This window comes from Enterobacter sp. kpr-6, from assembly GCF_900116015.1.
GTDB lineage: Bacteria > Pseudomonadota > Gammaproteobacteria > Enterobacterales > Enterobacteriaceae > Enterobacter_D.
Genome location: NZ_FOYH01000004.1, coordinates 354,684 through 377,017 on the forward strand (window position 1 = coordinate 354,684; position 22,334 = coordinate 377,017).

18 protein-coding genes are annotated in these 22,334 nt (G+C 53.3%); 16 read left to right on the top strand and 2 right to left on the bottom strand.

The features are described from left to right. Nucleotides 1–19: 19 nt before the first annotated feature. Both glnD and map read right to left on the bottom strand, forming a co-directional pair. Entirely contained in the window at nt 20–2,689 is a 2,670-nt protein-coding gene (gene glnD, locus BM373_RS13245; protein WP_177220153.1) for a bifunctional uridylyltransferase/uridylyl-removing protein GlnD, read from the bottom strand. A 69-nt stretch (nt 2,690–2,758) separates the two neighbouring features. Next, nucleotides 2,759–3,553: a type I methionyl aminopeptidase gene (map, locus tag BM373_RS13250; RefSeq protein WP_090462136.1), complete on the bottom strand. Its 795-nt coding sequence runs from the start codon at nt 3,551–3,553 to the stop codon at nt 2,759–2,761. A 320-nt stretch (nt 3,554–3,873) separates the two neighbouring features. Here map and rpsB point away from each other — a divergent pair, with 320 nt between their 5' ends. From rpsB to dnaE, 16 genes are all read left to right on the top strand, one after another. Beyond that, the gene (rpsB, locus tag BM373_RS13255) at nt 3,874–4,599 is read left to right on the top strand and encodes a 30S ribosomal protein S2 (RefSeq protein WP_090462138.1); all 726 of its coding nucleotides are present in this window, start codon (nt 3,874–3,876) and stop codon (nt 4,597–4,599) included. Nucleotides 4,600–4,737: 138 nt separating this feature from the next. Further along, nucleotides 4,738–5,589, top strand: a complete 852-nt coding sequence (gene tsf / locus BM373_RS13260) for a translation elongation factor Ts (RefSeq protein WP_090462140.1) — start codon at nt 4,738–4,740, stop codon at nt 5,587–5,589. A gap of 149 nt (nt 5,590–5,738) precedes the next feature. Then, nucleotides 5,739–6,464, top strand: a complete 726-nt coding sequence (pyrH, locus tag BM373_RS13265; protein ID WP_042390616.1) for a UMP kinase — start codon at nt 5,739–5,741, stop codon at nt 6,462–6,464. A 162-nt stretch (nt 6,465–6,626) separates the two neighbouring features. Then, nucleotides 6,627–7,184 carry a ribosome recycling factor gene (frr, locus tag BM373_RS13270; RefSeq protein ID WP_090462142.1) on the top strand — a complete coding sequence of 186 codons (558 nt, stop codon included), beginning with the start codon at nt 6,627–6,629 and terminating at the stop codon, nt 7,182–7,184. A gap of 95 nt (nt 7,185–7,279) precedes the next feature. After that, on the top strand, nt 7,280–8,479 hold the full coding sequence (ispC, locus tag BM373_RS13275) for a 1-deoxy-D-xylulose-5-phosphate reductoisomerase (protein ID WP_090462144.1): 1,200 nt from the start codon (nt 7,280–7,282) through the stop codon (nt 8,477–8,479). A 186-nt stretch (nt 8,480–8,665) separates the two neighbouring features. Further along, nucleotides 8,666–9,424 (top strand): (2E,6E)-farnesyl-diphosphate-specific ditrans,polycis-undecaprenyl-diphosphate synthase, encoded by a 759-nt coding sequence (gene ispU / locus BM373_RS13280; RefSeq protein WP_090462146.1) that lies wholly within the window; start codon nt 8,666–8,668, stop codon nt 9,422–9,424. A gap of 12 nt (nt 9,425–9,436) precedes the next feature. Further along, complete coding sequence (cdsA, locus tag BM373_RS13285; protein ID WP_090462148.1) at nt 9,437–10,294, top strand: phosphatidate cytidylyltransferase; 858 nt, start codon at nt 9,437–9,439, stop codon at nt 10,292–10,294. A gap of 11 nt (nt 10,295–10,305) precedes the next feature. Continuing rightward, entirely contained in the window at nt 10,306–11,658 is a 1,353-nt protein-coding gene (gene rseP / locus BM373_RS13290) for a sigma E protease regulator RseP (RefSeq protein ID WP_090462150.1), read from the top strand. Between the two features lie 29 nt (nt 11,659–11,687). Continuing rightward, nucleotides 11,688–14,096 (top strand): outer membrane protein assembly factor BamA, encoded by a 2,409-nt coding sequence (gene bamA / locus BM373_RS13295; protein WP_090462152.1) that lies wholly within the window; start codon nt 11,688–11,690, stop codon nt 14,094–14,096. A gap of 107 nt (nt 14,097–14,203) precedes the next feature. Further along, nucleotides 14,204–14,689, top strand: a complete 486-nt coding sequence (gene skp, locus BM373_RS13300; RefSeq protein ID WP_090462154.1) for a molecular chaperone Skp — start codon at nt 14,204–14,206, stop codon at nt 14,687–14,689. Nucleotides 14,690–14,692: 3 nt separating this feature from the next. Next, nucleotides 14,693–15,718: a UDP-3-O-(3-hydroxymyristoyl)glucosamine N-acyltransferase gene (lpxD, locus tag BM373_RS13305; RefSeq protein ID WP_090462156.1), complete on the top strand. Its 1,026-nt coding sequence runs from the start codon at nt 14,693–14,695 to the stop codon at nt 15,716–15,718. A 102-nt stretch (nt 15,719–15,820) separates the two neighbouring features. Next, complete coding sequence (gene fabZ / locus BM373_RS13310) at nt 15,821–16,276, top strand: 3-hydroxyacyl-ACP dehydratase FabZ (RefSeq protein ID WP_007373234.1); 456 nt, start codon at nt 15,821–15,823, stop codon at nt 16,274–16,276. A gap of 3 nt (nt 16,277–16,279) precedes the next feature. Beyond that, the gene (gene lpxA / locus BM373_RS13315; protein ID WP_090462159.1) at nt 16,280–17,068 is read left to right on the top strand and encodes an acyl-ACP--UDP-N-acetylglucosamine O-acyltransferase; all 789 of its coding nucleotides are present in this window, start codon (nt 16,280–16,282) and stop codon (nt 17,066–17,068) included. Further along, nucleotides 17,068–18,213: a lipid-A-disaccharide synthase gene (lpxB, locus tag BM373_RS13320; RefSeq protein WP_090462161.1), complete on the top strand. Its 1,146-nt coding sequence runs from the start codon at nt 17,068–17,070 to the stop codon at nt 18,211–18,213. The genes lpxA and lpxB overlap by 1 nt, the downstream gene beginning before the upstream one ends. After that, nucleotides 18,210–18,806 carry a ribonuclease HII gene (rnhB, locus tag BM373_RS13325; RefSeq protein WP_090462162.1) on the top strand — a complete coding sequence of 199 codons (597 nt, stop codon included), beginning with the start codon at nt 18,210–18,212 and terminating at the stop codon, nt 18,804–18,806. The genes lpxB and rnhB overlap by 4 nt, the downstream gene beginning before the upstream one ends. 34 nt (nt 18,807–18,840) lie before the next feature. Further along, entirely contained in the window at nt 18,841–22,323 is a 3,483-nt protein-coding gene (gene dnaE, locus BM373_RS13330; protein ID WP_090462164.1) for a DNA polymerase III subunit alpha, read from the top strand. The last annotated feature ends 11 nt before the right edge of the window (nt 22,324–22,334 follow it).

The window sequence follows — 22,334 nt, forward strand, 5'->3', positions numbered from 1 at the left end:
TCCTGGTGAAAAAAAATCGTTACCCTTTATCGTTTGGATTGAGGGCCTCTGTCAACCGTTGTTGCACTTCCTTCTGGAGCACATTATTAAGGCCACGCCGATCGGCTGTGGCGATTATAAATAAATCTTCTACTCGCTCACCAATTGTCGAAATTCTCGCCCCGTGGAGCGAAATCCCGAGGTCGGCGAAGACCTGTCCGACGCGGGCCAGGAGGCCGGGTTGATCGAGCGCAATGAGTTCTAAAAACGATTTCCGCTCGGTATGCGTGGGCAAAAAGTTTACTTCCGTATCGACGGTAAAATGACGCAGTTTGGCGGCCTGGCGGCGCGGCTGCGGTGGCTGCCAGCTACGCTGAGTGATGGCCTGCACCAGGCCCGCGTTAATCGCATCGTGACGATCCGGCGACAGCGGTTTGCCGTCCGGCTCCAGCACTATAAAGGTGTCCATCGCCATACCGTCGCGGGTGGTAAAAATCTGCGCGTCGTGCACGCTGAGATTGCGCCTGTCCAGTTCGGCACAGACGGCAGCAAACAGATAAGGTCGGTCCGGGCTCCAGATAAAAATCTCCGTCCCCCCGCGCGTGGCCTGCGGACTTAACAGGATCAACGGCTGGCTGAGATCGTGCTTCAGCAAATGGCGCGCATGCCAGGCGAGTTGATTTGGGCTGTGGCGCACAAAATAGTTTGCCCGGCAGCGCGCCCAGATATGATGCAGCGCCTCTTCATCAATGTTATCCATTCGCAGCAGCGCCAGCGCCTGGATCTGGTGATGGCGCACGCGCTCACGCATATCCGGCGTGTTTTGCATCCCCCGGCGAAGCTGTTTTTCAGTGGCAAAGTACAGTTCGCGCAACAGACTCTGCTTCCAGCTATTCCACAAGGTTTCGTTAGTGGCACAGATATCGGCGACCGTCAGGCAGACCAGAAAACGCAGGCGGTTTTCTGTTTGCACCTCTTCGGCGAACTGTTTGATCACTTCGGGATCCTGAATATCACGCCGCTGTGCGGTGACCGACATCAGCAGATGGTGGCGCACCAGCCAGGCAACCAGTTGGGTTTCCCGCGAGTTCAGACCGTGCAGTTCGGCAAATTTCAGCACGTCCTGCGCGCCGAGCACCGAATGATCGCCGCCGCGACCTTTAGCGATATCGTGGAACAGGGCAGCAATCAGGATCAGCTCCGGATGGGTAAGGCGCGGCCACAGTTCTACGCACAGCGGATGCTTCTGACGGGTGGCTTCGTTGGCAAAACTTTCCAGTTTGAGCAGCACGCGGATCGTGTGTTCATCCACGGTATACGCGTGAAACAGATCGAACTGCATCTGGCCCACGATGTGTGACCACTGCGGCATGTAGGCCCATAAAACGCTGTGCCGGTGCATCGGCAGCAAGCCGCGGCTGACCGCGCCCGGATGGCGCAACATGCTGAGAAACAGCGAGCGCGCTTCGGGGATATAGCACAGCGGCTGCGTCAGATGGCGACGGGCATGACGCAGGTGACGCAGCGTGGTGGAGTAAATGCCGGTAATGCTGCTGTTACGCACCATGATGTAAAACATGCGCAGGATCGCCTGCGGCTCGCGGATAAACAGCGTTTCGTCGCGCAGATCGATAAGCGTGCCGCGAAGCTGGAATTCATCATCAATGGCGCGCGGTTTTTCATCGGCGGTCAGCGCCAGAATCGCTTCGTCAAAAAGCTGGATCAGCATCTGGTTGAGTTCCGTCACCCGACGGGTCACGCGATAGAAATCTTTCATCATGTGCTCAACCGGCTGGTTGCCTTCGCCGCTGTAGTTCAGGCGCTGGGCGACGCTAAGCTGGCGGTCGAACAACAGGCGGTTGTCGTAGCGGGTGATTTCCAGATGCAGCGCAAAACGGATGCGCCACAGCAAATGCAGGCATTCGTTCAGTTCGTTACGTTCGGCGGGGGTTAAAAAGCCGAAACCGACCATTTCACTGAGCGAAGTGGCACCGAAGTGACGGCGGGCGATCCACTGTAGCGTATGGATGTCGCGCAGGCCGCCGGGACTGTTTTTAATATCCGGTTCAAGGTTGTAGCTGGTGCCGTGATAGCGCTGGTGGCGTTCGTTTTGCTCGTCGAGCTTGGCGGCAAAGAACTTTTCCGACGGCCAGAAGCCATCGCTGAAAATATGCTTTTGCAACTCCAGAAAGAGCGCCACATCACCAATCAGCAGGCGGGACTCAATCAGGTTGGTGGCGACGGTGAGATCCGATAACCCTTCCAGCAAACACTCTTCCAGGGTTCGCACGCTGTGCCCGACCTCCAGCCGCACGTCCCAGAGCAGCGTGAGCAGTTCGCCAATCTTTTGCGATTGTTCATCGGAGAGCTTTTTGCGGCTTAAGATCAGCAGGTCAATATCGGAGAGCGGATGCAGTTCGCCGCGACCGTAGCCGCCGACCGCCACCAGCGCCGCATCGCTGACTTCACCGAAGCCATATTCCATCCACAGGCGCTGCAATAACTGATCAATAAATTCGGTGCGCGCCTCAATAAGCTGCTCAGCCGACAGGCCTTCATCAAAGACGTGTCCCACCCATTGCTGGAACGTATCGATGCGCGCTTTGATCCCCGCGCAATTCAGATCGTCCGCAGGCCAGGAAGAGGGATTGATGGGCTGGCCGGGAAGCGTGGGTGCCGTAAGGCTTAACTGCTCAGAGAGACTGTGGATCATCGTGCGCCACCCCAATATAAGAAAAAACTATCACCATAAAAAAAGCCGGCATTCGCCGGCTCTTTATCATTCGTTGTGCGAGAGTATCGCCGGGATGGTGTCATCCTTGCGTAACGTCATTATTTCGCAGCCGTTCTCTGTCACCACAATAGTATGCTCGTATTGCGCCGACAAGCTCCGGTCTTTGGTTTTCACCGTCCAGCCATCTTTCATGGTGCGGATGCGGTAATCACCGGCATTGACCATCGGCTCGATAGTAAAGGTCATGCCCGCCTGAAGCACGACGCCGCCATCATCCGCATCGTAGTGCAGAACCTGCGGCTCTTCGTGGAAGACGCGGCCAATGCCGTGACCGCAATATTCACGCACCACGGAGAAGCCTTCGGCTTCCACAAACTTCTGGATTGCCGCGCCGATTGTGCGCAGACGAATACCCGGTTTGACCATTTTCAGCGCCAGGTAGAGGCTGTCCTGGGTGACGCGGCACAGACGCTCACCCAGAATAGTCGGCTTACCGACGATGAACATTTTAGAGGTGTCACCGTGGTACTCGTCTTTAATAACGGTCACGTCAATGTTGACGATATCGCCGTCTTTCAGCAGCTTCTCGTCGTCCGGGATACCGTGGCACACCACTTCATTAATAGAGATGCAGACCGATTTCGGGAAACCGTGGTAGCCGAGGCAGGCGGAAACGGCGTGCTGCTCGTTGACGATGTAATCATTACAGATGCGGTCGAGCTCGCCCGTGCTGATGCCCGGCTTGATGTAAGGCTCGATCATTTCCAGCACTTCTGCGGCCAGTTTGCCCGCAACGCGCATTTTTTCAATTTCTTCAGAAGTCTTCAGTGAGATAGCCATGGATGCTGTCCATCGGTGTCGAGGTGATCGACAAGTATTGTCTAAGTGCGGTCAATGTTAACAGTCAGGGAAGGCCTGTGCCAAATTGAGAATCAAACGGCGCACATCATGCCAACATTTATTGGAGTCAGAGCGGGATTTATGGTATAAAGCGCGCCGGACTTCCGTTCCATTTCGTATACACAGAATGGACGTGAGCCACTAATCTCACTTTGTGTAATAACACACACGTATCGGCACATATTCCGGGGTGCCCTTCGGGGTCGGTAATATGGGATACGTGGAGGCATAACCCCAACTTTTATATAGAGGTTTTAATCATGGCAACTGTTTCCATGCGCGACATGCTCAAGGCTGGTGTTCACTTTGGTCACCAGACCCGTTACTGGAACCCGAAAATGAAGCCTTTCATCTTCGGCGCGCGTAACAAAGTTCACATCATCAACCTTGAGAAAACTGTACCGATGTTCAACGAAGCCCTGGCTGAGCTGAACAAGATCTCTTCCCGTAAAGGTAAGATTCTGTTCGTTGGTACTAAACGCGCTGCAAGCGAAGCGGTGAAAGAAGCTGCTAACAACTGCGACCAGTTCTTCGTGAACCATCGCTGGTTGGGCGGCATGCTGACTAACTGGAAAACCGTTCGTCAGTCCATCAAACGTCTGAAAGACCTGGAAACTCAGTCTCAGGACGGTACTTTCGACAAGCTGACCAAGAAAGAAGCGCTGATGCGTACTCGCGAGCTGGAGAAACTGGAAAACAGCCTGGGCGGTATCAAAGACATGGGCGGTCTGCCGGACGCTCTGTTCGTAATCGATGCTGACCACGAGCACATCGCGATCAAAGAAGCAAACAACCTGGGTATCCCGGTATTTGCTATCGTTGATACCAACTCCGATCCGGACGGTGTTGACTTCGTTATCCCGGGTAACGACGACGCAATCCGTGCTGTTAGCCTGTACCTGAACGCTGTTGCTGCTACCGTTCGTGAAGGCCGTTCTCAGGATCTGGCTTCTCAGGCGGAAGAAAGCTTCGTAGAAGCTGAATAATAAGGCAAGCTCCCTGGAGCCCTTATTAACCAGGTAGTATCGAGTTTGGTTAGGGGGGCCTTTTTATGGCCCCTTTTTCACTTTTAAATCTGTCTGGTCGTCGAGGCCGGGCAGGTCAAATCTCCCGAGGATTTTAGAATGGCTGAAATTACCGCATCCCTGGTAAAAGAGCTGCGCGAACGTACTGGCGCAGGCATGATGGATTGCAAAAAAGCACTGACTGAAGCTAATGGCGACATCGAGCTGGCAATCGAAAACATGCGTAAATCTGGCGCGATCAAAGCGGCGAAAAAAGCAGGCAACGTGGCTGCTGACGGCGTGATCATCACCAAGATCGATGGCACTTTCGGTGTGATTCTGGAAGTTAACTGCCAGACTGACTTCGTTGCTAAAGACAGCGGCTTCCAGGCATTTGCTAATAAAGTTCTGGATGCAGCAGTTGCTGGCAAAATCACTGACGTTGAAGTACTGAAAACGCAGTTCGAAGAAGAGCGTGTTGCCCTGGTTGCTAAAATCGGTGAAAACATCAACATCCGTCGCGTGTCTTCCCTGGAAGGCGAAGTGCTGGGTTCTTACCTGCACGGCGCACGCATCGGTGTTCTGATCGCTGCTAAAGGTGCTGACGAAGAACTGGTTAAGCAGCTGGCAATGCACGTTGCTGCAAGCAAGCCTGAGTTCGTGAAGCCTGAAGATGTGTCTGCTGAAGTGGTTGAGAAAGAGTACCAGGTTCAGCTGGACATCGCCATGCAGTCCGGTAAGCCGAAAGAAATCGCAGAGAAAATGGTTGAAGGCCGCATGAAGAAATTCACCGGCGAAGTGTCTCTGACCGGTCAGCCTTTCGTAATGGACCCGAGCAAAACCGTTGGCCAGCTGCTGAAAGAGCACAACGCTGACGTGACTAACTTCATCCGCTTCGAAGTGGGCGAAGGCATCGAGAAAGTTGAGACTGACTTCGCAGCAGAAGTTGCTGCCATGTCCAAGCAGTCTTAATCAATAAAAGGAGCCGCCTGAGGGCGGCTTCTTTTTGCAATCTGCATTCTAAAATCAGCAAAAGACCTATGTTGTTCGCGCTGGTTTGCGACGTATCATGTCGCCTGTATTACATCCCTCTCATTCGTTGACAGTCTCAGGAAAGAATCATGGCTACCAATGCAAAACCCGTCTATAAACGCATCCTGCTCAAGCTTAGCGGCGAAGCGTTGCAGGGCACCGAAGGCTTCGGTATTGACGCAAGCATCCTCGATCGCATGGCACAAGAAATTAAAGAGCTGGTGGAATTAGGCATCCAGGTCGGCGTGGTCATTGGTGGTGGTAACCTTTTCCGTGGTGCCGGACTGGCAAAAGCGGGCATGAACCGCGTAGTGGGCGACCACATGGGTATGCTGGCTACCGTGATGAACGGCCTGGCGATGCGCGACGCACTTCACCGCGCCTATGTGAACGCCCGTCTGATGTCGGCGATCCCGCTGAACGGCGTGTGTGACAATTACAGCTGGGCTGAAGCCATCAGCCTGCTGCGTAATAACCGTGTGGTGATCCTCTCCGCCGGTACAGGTAATCCGTTCTTTACTACCGATTCCGCTGCCTGCCTGCGCGGGATTGAGATCGAAGCAGACGTGGTGCTGAAAGCCACCAAAGTGGATGGCGTCTTTACGGCCGATCCGGCAAAAGATCCTGCTGCAACAATGTACGATCAACTGTCTTACAGCGAAGTGCTGGATAAAGAGCTGAAAGTGATGGATCTGGCGGCCTTTACGCTTGCCCGCGATCACAAATTGCCGATCCGTGTTTTCAACATGAATAAGCCAGGCGCACTGCGTCGCGTGGTCATGGGTGAAAAAGAAGGCACTTTAATCACGGAATAATTTCCGTGAGCGATAAATAAAGGTAAGATCCCGCTTTATTTTGACGTGGTTTTACCCGGCACCTTTTGCGGTGTCATGAATTAAACGGGACTATACTTAGCACACCTTTTATGGCGTGACGGCGTGTGGTCTGCCTGAGACAAGTTTTCAAGGATTCGTAACGTGATTAGCGATATCAGAAAAGATGCTGAAGTACGCATGGAAAAATGCGTAGAAGCATTCAAAACCCAAATCAGCAAAGTGCGCACCGGTCGCGCTTCCCCAAGCCTTCTGGACGGTATTGTTGTGGAGTACTACGGTACGCCTACGCCGCTGCGCCAGCTGGCAAGCGTGACGGTTGAAGATTCCCGCACCCTGAAAATTAACGTTTTCGATCGTTCCATGGGCCCGGCCGTTGAAAAAGCGATCATGGCGTCCGATCTCGGTCTGAACCCGAACTCCGCGGGCAGCGATATTCGCGTTCCACTGCCTGCGCTGACCGAAGAGCGTCGTAAAGATCTGATCAAAGTTGTTCGTGGTGAAGCAGAAGGCGCGCGCGTAGCTGTGCGTAACGTGCGTCGCGATGCGAACGATAAAGTGAAGGCACTGTTGAAAGATAAAGAGATCAGCGAAGATGACGATCGCCGTTCTCAGGACGACGTGCAGAAAATGACTGACGCAGCCATTAAGAAAGTTGATGCCGCACTGGCGGATAAAGAAGCTGAACTGATGCAGTTCTGATTTCGCATGAACGATTAAAACGCCGCGCAGGAAACCGAAAGGTTTGCTGGCGGCGTTTTGCTTTTTATCCTCCAATAATCGGACGTCTCACCGCCATGAAACAACTCACTCTCCTTGGCTCAACCGGCTCGATTGGTTGCAGCACCCTCAATGTGGTTCGCCAGAATCCCGACCGCTTCTCTGTAACCGCGCTGGTAGCGGGCAAGAACGTCACCCGCATGATTGAACAGTGTCTGGAGTTCGCCCCGCGTTTTGCGGTAATGGACGATGAGGCCAGCGCCCGCGAGCTTAAAGAGGCGCTAAGGCAGCATGGCAGCCGCACAGAGGTCATGAGTGGTCAGCGGGCAGCCTGTGAAATGGCGGCGCTGGAAGAGGTGGATCAGGTCATGGCGGCGATTGTCGGCGCGGCGGGACTGGTGCCGACTCTGGCGGCAATCCATGCAGGTAAAACGGTACTCCTGGCAAATAAAGAGGCGCTGGTCACCTGCGGGCGTCTGTTTATGGAGGCGGTGAAGAACAGCGGGGCGCAACTTTTACCCGTAGACAGCGAACATAACGCCATTTTTCAGAGTTTACCGCAACCTTTCCAGCATAACCTGGGGTACGCTGATCTGGAGCAAAACGGTGTTCTCTCCATTTTGCTTACCGGGTCTGGTGGCCCATTTCGGGAAACGCCGCTGTCTGAACTGGCTACTATGACGCCTGATCAGGCGTGCCGTCATCCCAACTGGTCGATGGGACGTAAAATCTCCGTCGATTCTGCCACCATGATGAATAAAGGTCTGGAATACATTGAAGCGCGCTGGCTGTTTAATGCTTCCGCACACCAGATGGAAGTGCTGATTCACCCGCAATCGGTGATCCACTCCATGGTGCGTTATCAGGATGGTAGCGTGTTAGCTCAGTTAGGTGAGCCGGATATGCGCACGCCAATTGCCCATACGATGGCATGGCCTGAACGCGTCACTTCCGGGGTGAAACCTCTCGATTTTTGTAAGCTGAGTGCGTTAACGTTTGTCGCGCCTGATTATGAGCGCTATCCCTGCCTGAAGCTGGCGATGGATGCGTTTGAACAAGGGCAGGCGGCGACCACGGCACTGAATGCTGCAAATGAGGTGACGGTTGCCGCATTTCTGGCGTCCGCTATTCGCTTTACCGATATCGCTGCCCTTAATCTGTCTGTTCTCGAACAAATGGATTTGCGCGAACCGCAAAGTATTGATGACGTACTGGCTGTAGATAGCGCCGCTCGTGAAGTCGCCGAAAAAGAGGTGATGCGTCTCGCAAGCTGGTGATATTACGGCAACACGTGGTTGTGCTATTTGTTAGCGTTGGGCTTCAGTGATATAGTCTGCGCCACCTGTTTGTGGAGCATTAGCCCCATCAGGTCTGGTAAGCCGTGGTTTTACACGGCTTTTTTATGTAAAGGCTTCAGTATTCCTGGCTACCGCTAAATCCTTTTCAGGGACTAATAACGCGTTATGTTGTCTGCTAATCAACCATTAAGCGAAAATTTGCCAGCGCATGGCTGCCGTCATGTAGCGATAATTATGGATGGCAATGGTCGCTGGGCGAAAAGACAAGGGAAGATTCGGGCCTTTGGTCATAAAGCCGGGGCTAAATCTGTTCGCCGTGCGGTTTCTTTTGCTGCTAACAGCGGCATAGATGCATTGACGCTTTATGCCTTTAGCAGTGAAAACTGGAATCGTCCGGCGCAGGAAGTCAGCGCGCTGATGGAACTGTTTGTATGGGCGCTAGACAGCGAAGTAAAAAGCCTGCACAAGCATAATGTACGTCTGCGCGTCATTGGCGATACCCGTCGTTTTAACGCACGCTTACAAGAACGCATTCGTAAGGCCGAAGCCCTGACGGCACAAAACACCGGGCTGACGTTGAATGTTGCCGCGAACTATGGCGGACGTTGGGATATTATTCAGGGAGTACAGCAACTCGCTGTTCAGGTTCAGGAAGGACTGTTACGTCCGGATGAAATTGATGAAGAGGCGCTGAGTAAGCAAATCTGCATGCATGAACTGGCTCCCGTAGATTTAGTGATTAGGACAGGGGGAGAGCATCGCATTAGTAACTTTCTGCTTTGGCAAATTGCCTATGCCGAACTTTACTTTACAGATGTTCTTTGGCCCGATTTCGATGAACAAGACTTTGAAGGTGCGCTGCATGCCTTTGCCAATCGAGAGCGTCGTTTCGGCGGCACCGAGCCTGGTGGCGACAAAGCCTGATGGGGGTAGCTTTTGCTGAAGTATCGCCTGATTTCTGCTTTTGTATTAATACCCATCGTTATTGCGGCCCTGTTTTTACTGCCGCCGGTGGGATTTGCCATAGTCACGATCGCCGTGTGCATGCTTGCTGCATGGGAATGGGGGCAGCTTAGCGGCTTTACTTCCCGGACTCAGCGCGTCTGGCTTGCGGTGTTATGTGGACTGGTACTGGCCGCGATGCTACTGGCTATGCCTGAGTATCATCACGATGTGCATCAGCCGTTGGTTGAAGTCTCGTTATGGGCATCGCTGGGATGGTGGATAGCTGCACTCTTGTTAGTGCTCTTCTATCCGGCTTCTGCGGGGATCTGGCGGCACTCAAAAGCGCTGCGCCTGGTGTTTGGTATTCTCACTATCGTGCCCTTTTTTTGGGGAATGCTGGCGCTGCGCGCCTGGCACTATGATGACAACCATTACAGCGGAGCGGTGTGGTTGCTTTACATCATGATCCTCGTATGGGGTGCGGATTCCGGTGCGTATATGTTTGGTAAATTATTTGGCAAACATAAGCTGGCCCCTAAAGTTTCTCCCGGAAAAACCTGGCAGGGATTTATTGGCGGGTTATTCACCGCCGCTGTGATATCGTGGGGCTATGGCGTGTGGGCAAACCTTGATGTTGCGCCTTCGGCCTTATTGATTTGCTCGATTGTGGCAGCACTTGCCTCCGTACTCGGTGATTTAACCGAAAGTATGTTTAAGCGTGAAGCCGGTATCAAAGATAGTGGTCACCTTATTCCAGGACATGGCGGTATACTCGATCGTATCGACAGTCTGACAGCCGCCGTACCGGTGTTTGCCTGCCTGTTACTGCTGGTATTCAGGACGATTTAACGGAAGGTTTTATGTTGAGCATTCTCTGGAATCTGGCCGCGTTTATTATTGCGCTGGGCGTGCTAATCACAGTGCACGAGTTTGGTCATTTCTGGGTTGCTCGCCGTTGTGGTGTGCGGGTAGAGCGTTTTTCCATCGGTTTTGGTAAAGCGCTCTGGCGTCGCACCGATAAGCAGGGCACGGAATTTGTCATCGCGCTGATCCCGCTTGGCGGCTATGTTAAAATGCTGGATGAGCGCGTAGAGCCGGTGATACCTGAACTCCGCCATACCGCATTCAATAATAAATCCGTTGGGCAGCGTGCTGCCGTCATTGCTGCAGGCCCGATAGCCAATTTCCTTTTTGCGATCTTTGCTTACTGGCTGGTGTTTATCATCGGCGTCCCTGGCGTTCGTCCGGTTATCGGTGAAATAACGCCCAACTCTATTGCGGCATCTGCTCAAATTACGCCAGGTACGGAACTTAAAGCAATTGACGGTATCGAAACGCCTGATTGGGATGCTGTGCGTCTGCAACTGGTCTCCAAAATTGGTGACGAGAAGACGACAATCAGCGTAGCGCCATTTGGTGGCGATAGCCGACAGAACAAAACGCTGGATTTACGCCAATGGGCTTTCGAGCCTGACCGCGAAGATCCGGTTGCGTCACTCGGCATTCGTCCTCGTGGTCCTCAAATTGAACCGGTGCTTGCACAGGTGCAGCCAGATTCCGCTGCCAGCAAAGCAGGTTTGCAAGCGGGCGACAGGATCGTTAAAGTCGATGGTCAGCCGTTAGCGCAGTGGATGACGTTTGTTAACCTTGTGCGGGACAATCCCGGTACCTCGTTAGCGCTGGATATCGAAAGACAGGGAAGCCCCTTGTCTTTAACGTTGATACCAGATACAAAACCGGTTGGCGGCAAGGAAGAAGGGTTCGCAGGCGTGGTGCCTAAAATTATCCCGCTACCCGATGAGTACAAGACAATACGCCAGTACGGGCCGTTTAGCGCAATTGTTGAAGCCACGGATAAAACCTGGCAATTGATGAAGCTGACGGTCAGTATGTTGGGGAAATTGATAACCGGTGACGTAAAACTGAACAACCTCAGCGGGCCGATTTCGATCGCTCAAGGGGCTGGGATGTCAGCGGAGTTTGGATTGATTTATTACCTGATGTTCCTTGCGCTTATCAGCGTGAACTTAGGGATTATCAATCTGTTCCCGCTACCCGTTCTTGATGGGGGTCATCTGCTATTTTTGGCGATTGAGAAGCTGAAGGGCGGGCCGGTATCCGAGCGAGTTCAAGACTTTAGTTATCGCATTGGCTCGGTTTTGCTGATGCTGCTAATGGGGCTTGCACTTTTCAATGATTTCTCTCGGTTATGAGAGTTAGTTAGGAAGAACGCATAATAACGATGGCGATGAAAAAGTTGCTCATAGCGTCGCTGCTGTTTAGCAGCGCTACCGTATACGGTGCTGAAGGATTCGTAGTGAAGGACATTCATTTCGAAGGCCTACAGCGTGTCGCCGTTGGTGCGGCCCTCCTCAGTATGCCAGTCCGTCAGGGCGATACGGTTAATGATGAAGATATCAGTAATACCATTCGTGCATTGTTTGCCACTGGCAACTTTGAGGACGTCCGCGTCCTGCGCGATGGCGATACCCTTCTCGTACAGGTAAAAGAACGTCCGACAATCGCCAGTATCACTTTCTCTGGTAACAAATCAGTGAAAGATGACATGCTGAAACAGAACCTTGAGGCTTCTGGCGTGCGTGTGGGCGAATCCCTGGATCGCACCACCCTTTCTGATATTGAAAAAGGGCTGGAAGATTTCTACTACAGCGTGGGTAAATACAGCGCGAGCGTAAAAGCCGTCGTGACCCCACTGCCGCGCAACCGCGTTGACCTGAAGCTGGTCTTCCAGGAAGGCGTATCGGCACAGATCCAGCAGATTAACATCGTCGGTAACCATGCGTTCAGCACGGAACAGTTGATCTCAACGTTCCAGCTGCGTGATGAAGTGCCGTGGTGGAATGTCGTCGGCGATCGCAAATACCAGAAGCAAAAACTGGCAGGCGATTTGGAAACGCTGCGTAGTTATTATCTGGATCGCGGTTATGCGCGATTCAATATTGATTCTACGCAGGTCAGCCTGACGCCGGATAAGAAAGGCATTTACATTACCGTTAACGTTACTGAAGGCGAGCAGTACAAGCTTTCCAGTGTTCAGGTTAGCGGTAATCTGGCAGGGCATTCTGCTGAAATTGAAAGCCTGACCAAAATCGAGCCGGGCGAGCTGTATAACGGCACCAAAGTGACCAAAATGGAAGACGACATTAAAAAGCTTCTGGGTCGCTATGGTTACGCTTATCCACGCGTTCAGTCTCAGCCCGAAATCAACGATGCGGATAAAACCGTTAATCTGCGCGTGAACGTAGATGCAGGTAACCGCTTCTATGTGCGCAAAATCCGTTTTGAAGGTAACGACACCTCGAAAGATGCCGTTCTGCGCCGCGAAATGCGTCAGATGGAAGGGGCATGGCTTGGCAGCGATCTGGTTGACCAGGGTAAAGAGCGTCTGAACCGTCTGGGTTACTTCGAAACCGTTGATACTGAAACCCAACGTATTCCGGGTAGTCCGGATCAGGTTGATGTCGTTTATAAAGTGAAAGAGCGTAATACCGGTAGCTTCAACTTCGGTGTCGGTTACGGCACGGAAAGTGGCGTGAGCTTCCAGGTTGGCGTTCAGCAGGATAACTGGTTAGGTACCGGTTACTCTGTGGGTATCAACGGCACCAAGAACGATTACCAGACCTACTCTGAATTCTCTATCACTAACCCGTACTTCACCGTTGACGGTGTGAGTCTGGGTGGTCGTATCTTCTATAACGACTTTGAAGCTGACGACGCAGATCTCTCCTCGTATACCAACAAGAGCTACGGCCTTGACGGTACGCTGGGCTTCCCGATTAACGAATACAACACCTTACGTCTGGGCTTAGGCTACGTGCATAACGACCTGTCCAACATGGAACCGCAGGTGGCGATGTGGCGTTATCTGGATTCTCTGGGACAGAGCGCGAGCACGCAGAATGATGATAACGGTTTTGCAGCCGATGACTTCACGTTCAACTACGGCTGGACCTATAACCGCCTTGACCGTGGTTACTTCCCAACGGAAGGTTCTCGCGTCAACCTGAACGGTAAAGTGACCGTGCCGGGTTCTGATAACGAGTTCTACAAAGTCACCTTAGATACCGCGTCATACTTCCCGATTGACGAGGACCATCACTGGGTCGTCCTGGGTCGTACCAAGTGGGGCTACGGCGACGGCTTAGGCGGCAAAGAGATGCCGTTCTATGAGAACTTCTATGCGGGTGGTTCCAGCACCGTGCGCGGCTTCCAGTCCAATAACATTGGTCCGAAAGCGGTGTATTTCGGCGGCAACAATCAGGATAACTGCGATAACAGAACAGCAGGTTCAGTATGTGAATCTGATGATGCGGTAGGCGGTAATGCCATGGGCGTCGCCAGCCTGGAGTTCATCACTCCGACGCCGTTTATCAGCGAAAAATACGCGAACTCTGTACGTACCTCCTTCTTCTGGGATGCGGGTACCGTCTGGGATACTAACTGGGAAAGCGGCGCATATCCTGACGTCCCTGATTACAGCGATCCAAGCAATATTCGTATGTCTGCAGGTATCGCACTACAATGGATGTCTCCATTAGGGCCGTTGGTCTTCTCGTATGCCCAACCGTTTAAGAAGTATGAGGGTGACAAAGCTGAACAGTTCCAGTTTAACATTGGTAAAACCTGGTAATTGTTCTGAGCAAAGGACTGCATATGCAGTGTAGCGATGGCAGCGGTTCGCCCTGCCACGCAAAGAATGGTACCTGCGGGTACATTTGGGATGGTAAGGAGTTTATAGTGAAAAAGTGGTTATTAGCTGCCGGTCTGGGTCTTGCGATGGTAACGTCTGCACAAGCTGCTGACAAAATTGCAATCGTAAACATGGGTAACCTGTTCCAACAGGTCGCGCAGACTACAGGCGTTTCTAAAACGCTGGAAAACGAGTTCAAAGGCCGTGCCGGTGAACTTCAGAAAATGGAAAACGACCTGCAATCTAAAATGCAGCGTTTACAGTCCATGAAAGCAGGCGCAGATCGCTCTAAGCTGGAAAAAGACGTTATGTCTTCACGCCAGTCTTTCTCTCAGAAAGCACAGGCTTTCGAGCAGGATCGTCAGCGTCGTTCCAACGAAGAGCGCGGCAAACTGGTTAACCGTATCCAGACTGCTGTGAAAAAAGTGGCAGCTGACCAGAGCATCGACCTGGTTGTTGACGCAAACACCGTTGCTTACAACAGCAGTGATGTAAAAGATATCACCGCTGATGTGCTGAAACAGGTTAAATAAGTAATGCCTTCAATTCGACTGTCTGATCTGGCAGAGCAGTTGGATGCAGAATTACACGGTGATGGCGATATCGTCATCACCGGCGTTGCGTCCATGCAGTCTTCTCAAGCAGGTCATATTACTTTCATGGTAAATCCTAAATACCGTGAACATCTGGCCGCTTGTCAGGCGTCTGCTGTTGTGATGACACAGGACGACCTCCCGTTTGCCAAAAGCGCCGCGCTGGTAGTGAAGAACCCCTACCTGACGTATGCCCGGATGGCGCAAATTCTTGATACCACGCCGCAACCTGCACAGAATATCGCACCCAGTGCGGTAATTGATGCATCAGCGAAGCTGGGTAACAACGTCTCCGTAGGCGCAAACGCAGTTATCGAATCTGACGTCGAGTTAGGCGATAACGTGGTAATTGGCGCAGGCTGTTTCGTTGGCAAAAAGACAAAAATTGGCGCGGGTTCCCGTTTATGGGCCAACGTCACCATTTACCACGAGATCGAGATCGGTGAGAATTGCCTGATCCAGTCTGGTACCGTTATTGGTGCAGACGGTTTTGGCTACGCCAACGACCGGGGTAACTGGGTGAAGATCCCGCAGCTTGGCCGCGTCATCATTGGTTCCCGCGTTGAGATTGGCGCGTGTACGACCATTGACCGTGGTGCACTGGATGACACCGTTATCGGTAATGGTGTTATCATTGATAATCAGTGCCAGATTGCACATAACGTTGTGATTGGCGACAATACCGCCGTTGCCGGTGGCGTCATCATGGCGGGTAGTTTGAAAATTGGTCGTTATTGCATGATCGGCGGAGCCAGCGTCATCAACGGCCATATGGAAATCTGCGACAAGGTCACCGTAACGGGTATGGGTATGGTTATGCGTCCGATCACTGAACCGGGCGTGTATTCATCAGGCATCCCGCTGCAACCCAACAAAGTGTGGCGCAAAACAGCAGCACTGGTGATGAACATTGATGATATGAGTAAGCGTCTCAAATCTATTGAACGCAAGGTCAATCAACAAGACTAATAATTCATCCCTTTTACGCCCAAACTTCCCGGCCTGACGGCATTTGCTTGCCGCGGGCCGTGTTATTATTGCCATTCAGTATATTTAGACAGGAAGAGTATTTTGACTACAGACACTCATACTCTGCACATTGAAGAGATTTTAGAGCTTCTGCCGCATCGTTACCCGTTTTTGCTGGTTGACCGCGTGCTGGATTTTGAAGAAGGTCGTTTTCTGCGCGCAGTAAAAAATGTTTCGGTCAACGAGCCATTTTTCCAGGGCCATTTCCCTGGCAAACCTATTTTCCCGGGTGTTCTGATTCTGGAAGCCATGGCGCAGGCGACAGGTATCCTGGCGTTTAAAAGCGTTGGCAAACTGGAGCCGGGTGAGCTGTACTATTTTGCGGGTATCGACGAAGCGCGCTTTAAGCGTCCTGTGGTGCCAGGTGATCAAATGATCATGGAAGTAACGTTCGAAAAAACGCGTCGCGGCCTGACACGCTTTAAAGGCGTGGCACTGGTTGACGGCAAAGTTGTTTGTGAAGCTACTATGATGTGTGCACGTAGCCGGGAGGCCTGATACGTGATTGATAATACCGCCTTTATTCATCCTACTGCCATTGTGGAAGACGGTGCCGTTATCGGCGCTAACGTTCATATTGGCCCGTTCTGCCTTGTTGGACCCCATGTTGAAATTGGTGAGGGTACCGTACTGAAGTCTCACGTTGTCATCAACGGCCACACAAAAATTGGCCGTGATAATGAGATATATCAGTTCGCCACCATCGGTGAAGCAAACCAGGATTTGAAATACGCTGGTGAGCCGACCCGTGTGGAAGTTGGCGATCGTAACCGCATTCGCGAAAGCGTCACCATTCACCGTGGCACAGAGCAGGGCGGTGGATTGACAAAGGTGGGCAGCGACAACTTACTGATGGTCAACGCGCACGTCGCGCATGATTGCACCGTCGGCAATCGCTGTATCCTGGCCAATAATGCAACGCTTGCGGGCCACGTCTCTGTGGATGATTTTGCGATCATCGGCGGCATGACGGCGGTACACCAGTTCTGCATTATTGGTGCGCACGTGATGGTTGGCGGTTGCTCCGGTGTGGCGCAGGACGTCCCACCGTATGTGATTGCCCAGGGTAACCACGCCACGCCGTTTGGTGTGAATATCGAAGGATTGAAGCGTCGTGGTTTCAGCCGCGAAGCGCTGGTCGCTATTCGTAATGCCTATAAACTGCTGTATCGCAGCGGCAAAACGTTTGAAGAAGCCAAACCAGAAATTGCCGCACTGGCGGAACAGCATCCGGAAGTGAAGGCGTTTACGGAATTCTTTGAGCGCTCAACCCGTGGTCTGATCCGTTAATGTCTGGACGTCCGCTTACGATTGCCCTGGTCGCCGGAGAAACCTCCGGCGATATTCTTGGTGCCGGTCTGATTAAAGCGCTCAAAGCACGCCACCCGGACGCCCGCTTTGTCGGCGTGGCGGGGCCGCGTATGCAGGCTGAAGGTTGTGAAGCCTGGTACGAAATGGAAGAGCTGGCGGTGATGGGCATTGTTGAAGTGCTCGGCCGTTTGCGTCGGCTGCTGCACATCCGTGCCGATCTGACCCGTCGTTTTACCGCGCTGAAACCTGATGTTTTCGTCGGCATTGATGCCCCGGATTTCAACATCACCCTCGAAGGCAATCTGAAAAAACAGGGGATCAAAACGATCCACTACGTCAGCCCGTCCGTCTGGGCCTGGCGACAAAAACGTGTTTTCAAAATCGGCAGATCCACCAACCTGGTGCTGGCATTCCTGCCTTTCGAAAAAGCGTTTTATGACCGCTTCAACGTGCCGTGTCGTTTTATCGGGCACACCATGGCTGATGCCATGCCGCTTGATCCTGATAAAAATGCGGCGCGTGATGCGCTGGGGATTGCGCACCATGTGCATTGCCTGGCGCTGCTGCCTGGCAGCCGTGGCGCAGAAGTTGAGATGCTCAGCGCCGACTTTCTGAAAACTGCACAGATCCTGCGTCATCACTACCCGGATTTAGAGGTGGTGGTACCGCTGGTCAATGCCAAACGCCGCGAGCAGTTTGAACGCATCAAAGCGGAAGTCGCTCCCGATCTGCCTGTACATCTGCTTGATGGCATGGGACGCGAAGCGATGATCGCCAGCGACGCGGCACTTCTGGCCTCGGGTACCGCTGCGCTGGAGTGTATGCTGGCAAAATGCCCGATGGTGGTGGGTTATCGTATGAAACCATTCACCTTCTGGCTGGCGAAACGTCTGGTGAAGACCGATTACGTTTCGCTGCCGAACCTGCTTGCCGGGCGTGAACTGGTGAAAGAGTTGTTGCAGGAAGAATGCCAGCCGCAGGCGCTTGCCGATGCCTTACTGCCCCTGCTTGCCGAGGGCAAAACCAGCCATGCTATGCATGAGACTTTCCGTGAGCTGCATCAGCAGATCCGTTGCAACGCCGATGAACAAGCGGCCGACGCTGTGCTGGAGTTAGCAAAATGATCGAATTTATTTATCCGCATACCCGGCTTGTGGCGGGTGTGGATGAAGTAGGACGCGGCCCGCTGGTAGGCGCGGTCGTCACGGCAGCGGTCATTCTTGACCCTGCGCGCCCGATTGTGGGCCTGAACGATTCTAAAAAACTTTCTGAAAAGCGCCGCCTTGCGCTGTTTGATGAGATCACCGAAAAGGCGCTAAGCTGGAGTCTGGGCCGCGCTGAGCCGCATGAAATCGACGAGCTGAATATCCTGCATGCGACCATGCTGGCGATGCAGCGCGCCGTTGCCGGTCTGCACATTGTTCCTGAATATGTGCTGATCGACGGCAACCGCTGCCCGGCGTTGCCGATGCCGTCAATGGCGGTAGTAAAAGGTGATAGCCGGGTCGCAGAAATCAGCGCGGCGTCTATTATTGCCAAAGTGACGCGTGATGCAGAAATGGCGGCGCTGGATCTGACTTTTCCTCAATATGGCTTTGCACAGCACAAAGGTTATCCGACAGCTTTTCATCTGGAACGGCTGGCGGAACACGGTGCAACCGATCATCACCGGCGTAGCTTTGCGCCCGTAAAACGCGCACTGGGGCTGGTCTCCTGATCCTTGCAGCAAATTAAGTAAACCGGAAGCTAAGATGGCTGAACCACGTTTCGTACACCTGCGGGTGCACAGCGACTATTCCATGATTGATGGGCTGGCGAAGACCGGGCCGCTGGTGAAAAAGGCGGCCTCGTTGGGCATGCCTGCGCTGGCGATCACCGATTTCACCAACCTGTGCGGTCTGGTTAAGTTCTACGGAACCGGTCATGGCGCAGGCATCAAGCCCATCGTAGGGGCAGATTTTCACGTTCAAAGCGACATCCTCGGTGATGAACTGACGCAAATCACCGTGCTGGCCGCCAATAACACCGGTTACCAGAATCTGACGCTGTTGATCTCCAAAGCCTATCAGCGCGGTTATGGCCCGGCGGGCCCGTGGATCGATCGCGACTGGCTGGCGGAGCTGAACGAGGGCTTAATTCTGCTCTCCGGCGGTCGCATGGGTGATGTGGGCCGCAGTATGCTGCGCGGTAACAGCGCGCTGGTTGATCAGTGCGTGAGCTTTTACGAAACTCACTTCCCGGACAGATTTTATCTGGAGCTTATCCGCACCGGTCGCCCGGATGAAGAGAGCTACCTGCATGCGGCGATTGAGCTGGCGGAATCCCGTGGCCTGCCGGTGGTTGCCACTAACGACGTGCGCTTTATTGATACCGGCGATTTTGACGCCCATGAAATCCGCGTCGCTATTCACGACGGCTTTACGCTTGACGATCCCAAACGTCCGCGCAACTACTCGCCGCAGCAATATATGCGCACGGAAGAGGAGATGTGCGAGCTGTTTGCGGACATTCCGGAAGCGCTCGAAAACAGCGTTGAAATTGCCAAACGCTGTAACGTCACCGTGCGCCTTGGCGAATATTTCCTGCCCCAGTTCCCGACCGGTGAAATGACCACCGAAGATTTCCTCGTACTGAAATCAAAAGAGGGGCTGGAAGAGCGTCTGGAATTCCTCTTCCCGGATCCGGCAGAGCGTGCGGAAAAGCGCCCGCCTTACGATGAGCGTCTCGACATTGAACTCCAGGTTATCAACCAGATGGGGTTCCCGGGCTACTTCCTCATCGTGATGGAGTTTATCCAGTGGTCGAAAGATAACGGCGTGCCGGTAGGTCCGGGTCGTGGTTCCGGTGCCGGATCGCTGGTGGCTTATGCGCTGAAAATTACCGATCTCGATCCGCTGGAATTCGACCTGCTGTTTGAACGTTTCCTTAACCCGGAACGTGTATCCATGCCTGACTTCGACGTTGACTTCTGTATGGAGAAACGCGACCAGGTGATCGAACACGTCGCCGAGATGTACGGGCGCGATGCGGTTTCCCAGATCATTACCTTCGGTACGATGGCGGCGAAAGCGGTGATCCGTGACGTGGGCCGCGTACTGGGGCATCCGTATGGTTTCGTGGATCGCATCTCAAAACTGGTGCCGCCCGATCCGGGCATGACGCTGGCAAAAGCCTTTGAAGCTGAGCCGCAACTGCCGGAAATCTACGAGGCTGACGAAGAAGTTAAGGCGCTGATCGACATGGCGCGTAAACTTGAAGGTGTAACGCGTAACGCCGGTAAACACGCCGGTGGCGTGGTTATTGCGCCGACCAAAATTACCGACTTTGCGCCGCTCTATTGCGATGAGTCCGGCCAGCATCCGGTGACCCAGTTTGATAAAAACGACGTGGAATACGCGGGCCTGGTCAAGTTTGACTTCCTGGGTCTGCGTACGCTTACGATCATCGACTGGGCGCTAAAGATGATCAACGCGCGCCGCGCCAAAGAGGGGCTGGAGCCGATTGATATCGCCGCCATTCCGCTTGATGACAAGAAAAGTTTCGACATGCTGCAACGCTCGGAAACCACTGCGGTGTTCCAGCTTGAATCGCGCGGCATGAAAGATCTGATTAAGCGTCTGCAACCCGACTGTTTCGAAGATATGATCGCCCTGGTGGCCCTGTTCCGTCCGGGCCCGCTGCAATCAGGGATGGTAGATAACTTCATCGACCGTAAGCATGGGCGGGAAGCGATCTCTTACCCGGACGTGCAGTGGCAGCACGAAAGCCTGAAACCGGTACTGGAGCCGACCTACGGCATCATTCTGTATCAGGAACAGGTCATGCAGATCGCCCAGGTGCTTTCCGGCTATACGCTCGGCGGCGCGGATATGCTGCGTCGTGCAATGGGTAAGAAAAAGCCTGAAGAGATGGCCAAGCAGCGCGGCACCTTCGAAGACGGAGCCAAGCAAAACGGCATTGATGGTGAGCTGGCGATTAAAATCTTCGACCTGGTAGAGAAATTTGCCGGTTACGGATTTAACAAATCGCACTCCGCGGCTTATGCGCTCGTCTCCTATCAGACGCTGTGGCTGAAGGCGCATTACCCGGCTGAATTTATGGCAGCGGTGATGACCGCCGATATGGACAACACGGAAAAAGTGGTTGGTCTGGTGGATGAATGCTGGCGCATGGGGCTTAAGATCCTGCCGCCGGATATCAACTCCGGGCTGTATCATTTCCACGTTAATAATGACGGCGAGATCGTTTACGGCATCGGCGCAATCAAAGGCGTGGGTGAAGGCCCGATTGAAGCCATTCTGGAAGCGCGTAATAAAGACGGTTATTTCCGCGAGCTTTTCGATCTGTGCGCGCGTACCGACATTAAAAAACTCAACCGTCGGGTGCTGGAAAAACTGATTATGTCCGGGGCGTTTGACCGCCTCGGCCCGCACCGTGCCGCGCTGATGAACGCGTTGGGCGATGCGCTAAAAGCGGCCGATCAGCACGCCAAAGCGGAAGCAATTGGTCAGGCCGATATGTTCGGTGTGCTGGCTGAAGAACCGGCGCAGGTGGAGCAGTCGTATGCCAGCTGCCAGCCCTGGCCGGAACAGGTGGTGCTTGACGGCGAGCGTGAAACGCTTGGGCTGTACCTCACCGGGCACCCGATCACTCAGTATTTAAAAGAAATTGAGCGGTATGTCGGAGGCAATCGCCTCAAAGACATGCACCCGACAGAACGTGGTAAGGTCACCACGGCGGCGGGGCTCGTGATTGCAGCGCGGGTAATGGTCACCAAGCGCGGCAATCGCATCGGTATCTGTACGCTGGATGACCGATCCGGGCGGCTGGAAGTGATGTTATTCACTGAAGCGCTGGAAAAATACCAGCATTTGCTGGAAAACGACCGCATACTTATCGTCAGCGGACAGGTCAGCTTTGATGACTTCAGCGGTGGGCTTAAAATGATGGCCCGTGAAGTGATGGACATTGACGAAGCCCGTGAAAAATATGCTCGTGGGCTTGCTATCTCGCTGACGGACAGGCAAATTGATGACCAGCTTTTAAACCGACTCCGTCAATCTCTGGAACCCCACCGTTCGGGGACAATTCCAGTACATCTCTACTATCAGAGGGCGGATGCACGTGCGCGGCTGCGTTTTGGCGCAACGTGGCGTGTCTCTCCGAGCGATCGTTTACTTAACGATCTCCGTGGCCTTATTGGTTCGGAGCAGGTGGAACTGGAGTTTGACTAATACAGGAATAC

Excerpts from the sequence above, each read along its gene's own strand:
- lpxB (WP_090462161.1), top strand. The coding sequence starts at position 17,068 with ATGTCTGGACGTCCGCTTACGATTGCCCTGGTCGCCGGAGAAACCTCC.
- lpxD (WP_090462156.1), top strand. The coding sequence starts at position 14,693 with ATGCCTTCAATTCGACTGTCTGATCTGGCAGAGCAGTTGGATGCAGAA.
- bamA (WP_090462152.1), top strand. The coding sequence starts at position 11,688 with ATGGCGATGAAAAAGTTGCTCATAGCGTCGCTGCTGTTTAGCAGCGCT.
- ispC (WP_090462144.1), top strand. The coding sequence starts at position 7,280 with ATGAAACAACTCACTCTCCTTGGCTCAACCGGCTCGATTGGTTGCAGC.
- ispU (WP_090462146.1), top strand. The coding sequence starts at position 8,666 with ATGTTGTCTGCTAATCAACCATTAAGCGAAAATTTGCCAGCGCATGGC.
- pyrH (WP_042390616.1), top strand. The coding sequence starts at position 5,739 with ATGGCTACCAATGCAAAACCCGTCTATAAACGCATCCTGCTCAAGCTT.
- rseP (WP_090462150.1), top strand. The coding sequence starts at position 10,306 with ATGTTGAGCATTCTCTGGAATCTGGCCGCGTTTATTATTGCGCTGGGC.
- map (WP_090462136.1), bottom strand. The coding sequence starts at position 3,553 with ATGGCTATCTCACTGAAGACTTCTGAAGAAATTGAAAAAATGCGCGTT.
- rpsB (WP_090462138.1), top strand. The coding sequence starts at position 3,874 with ATGGCAACTGTTTCCATGCGCGACATGCTCAAGGCTGGTGTTCACTTT.
- dnaE (WP_090462164.1), top strand. The coding sequence starts at position 18,841 with ATGGCTGAACCACGTTTCGTACACCTGCGGGTGCACAGCGACTATTCC.
- tsf (WP_090462140.1), top strand. The coding sequence starts at position 4,738 with ATGGCTGAAATTACCGCATCCCTGGTAAAAGAGCTGCGCGAACGTACT.
- rnhB (WP_090462162.1), top strand. The coding sequence starts at position 18,210 with ATGATCGAATTTATTTATCCGCATACCCGGCTTGTGGCGGGTGTGGAT.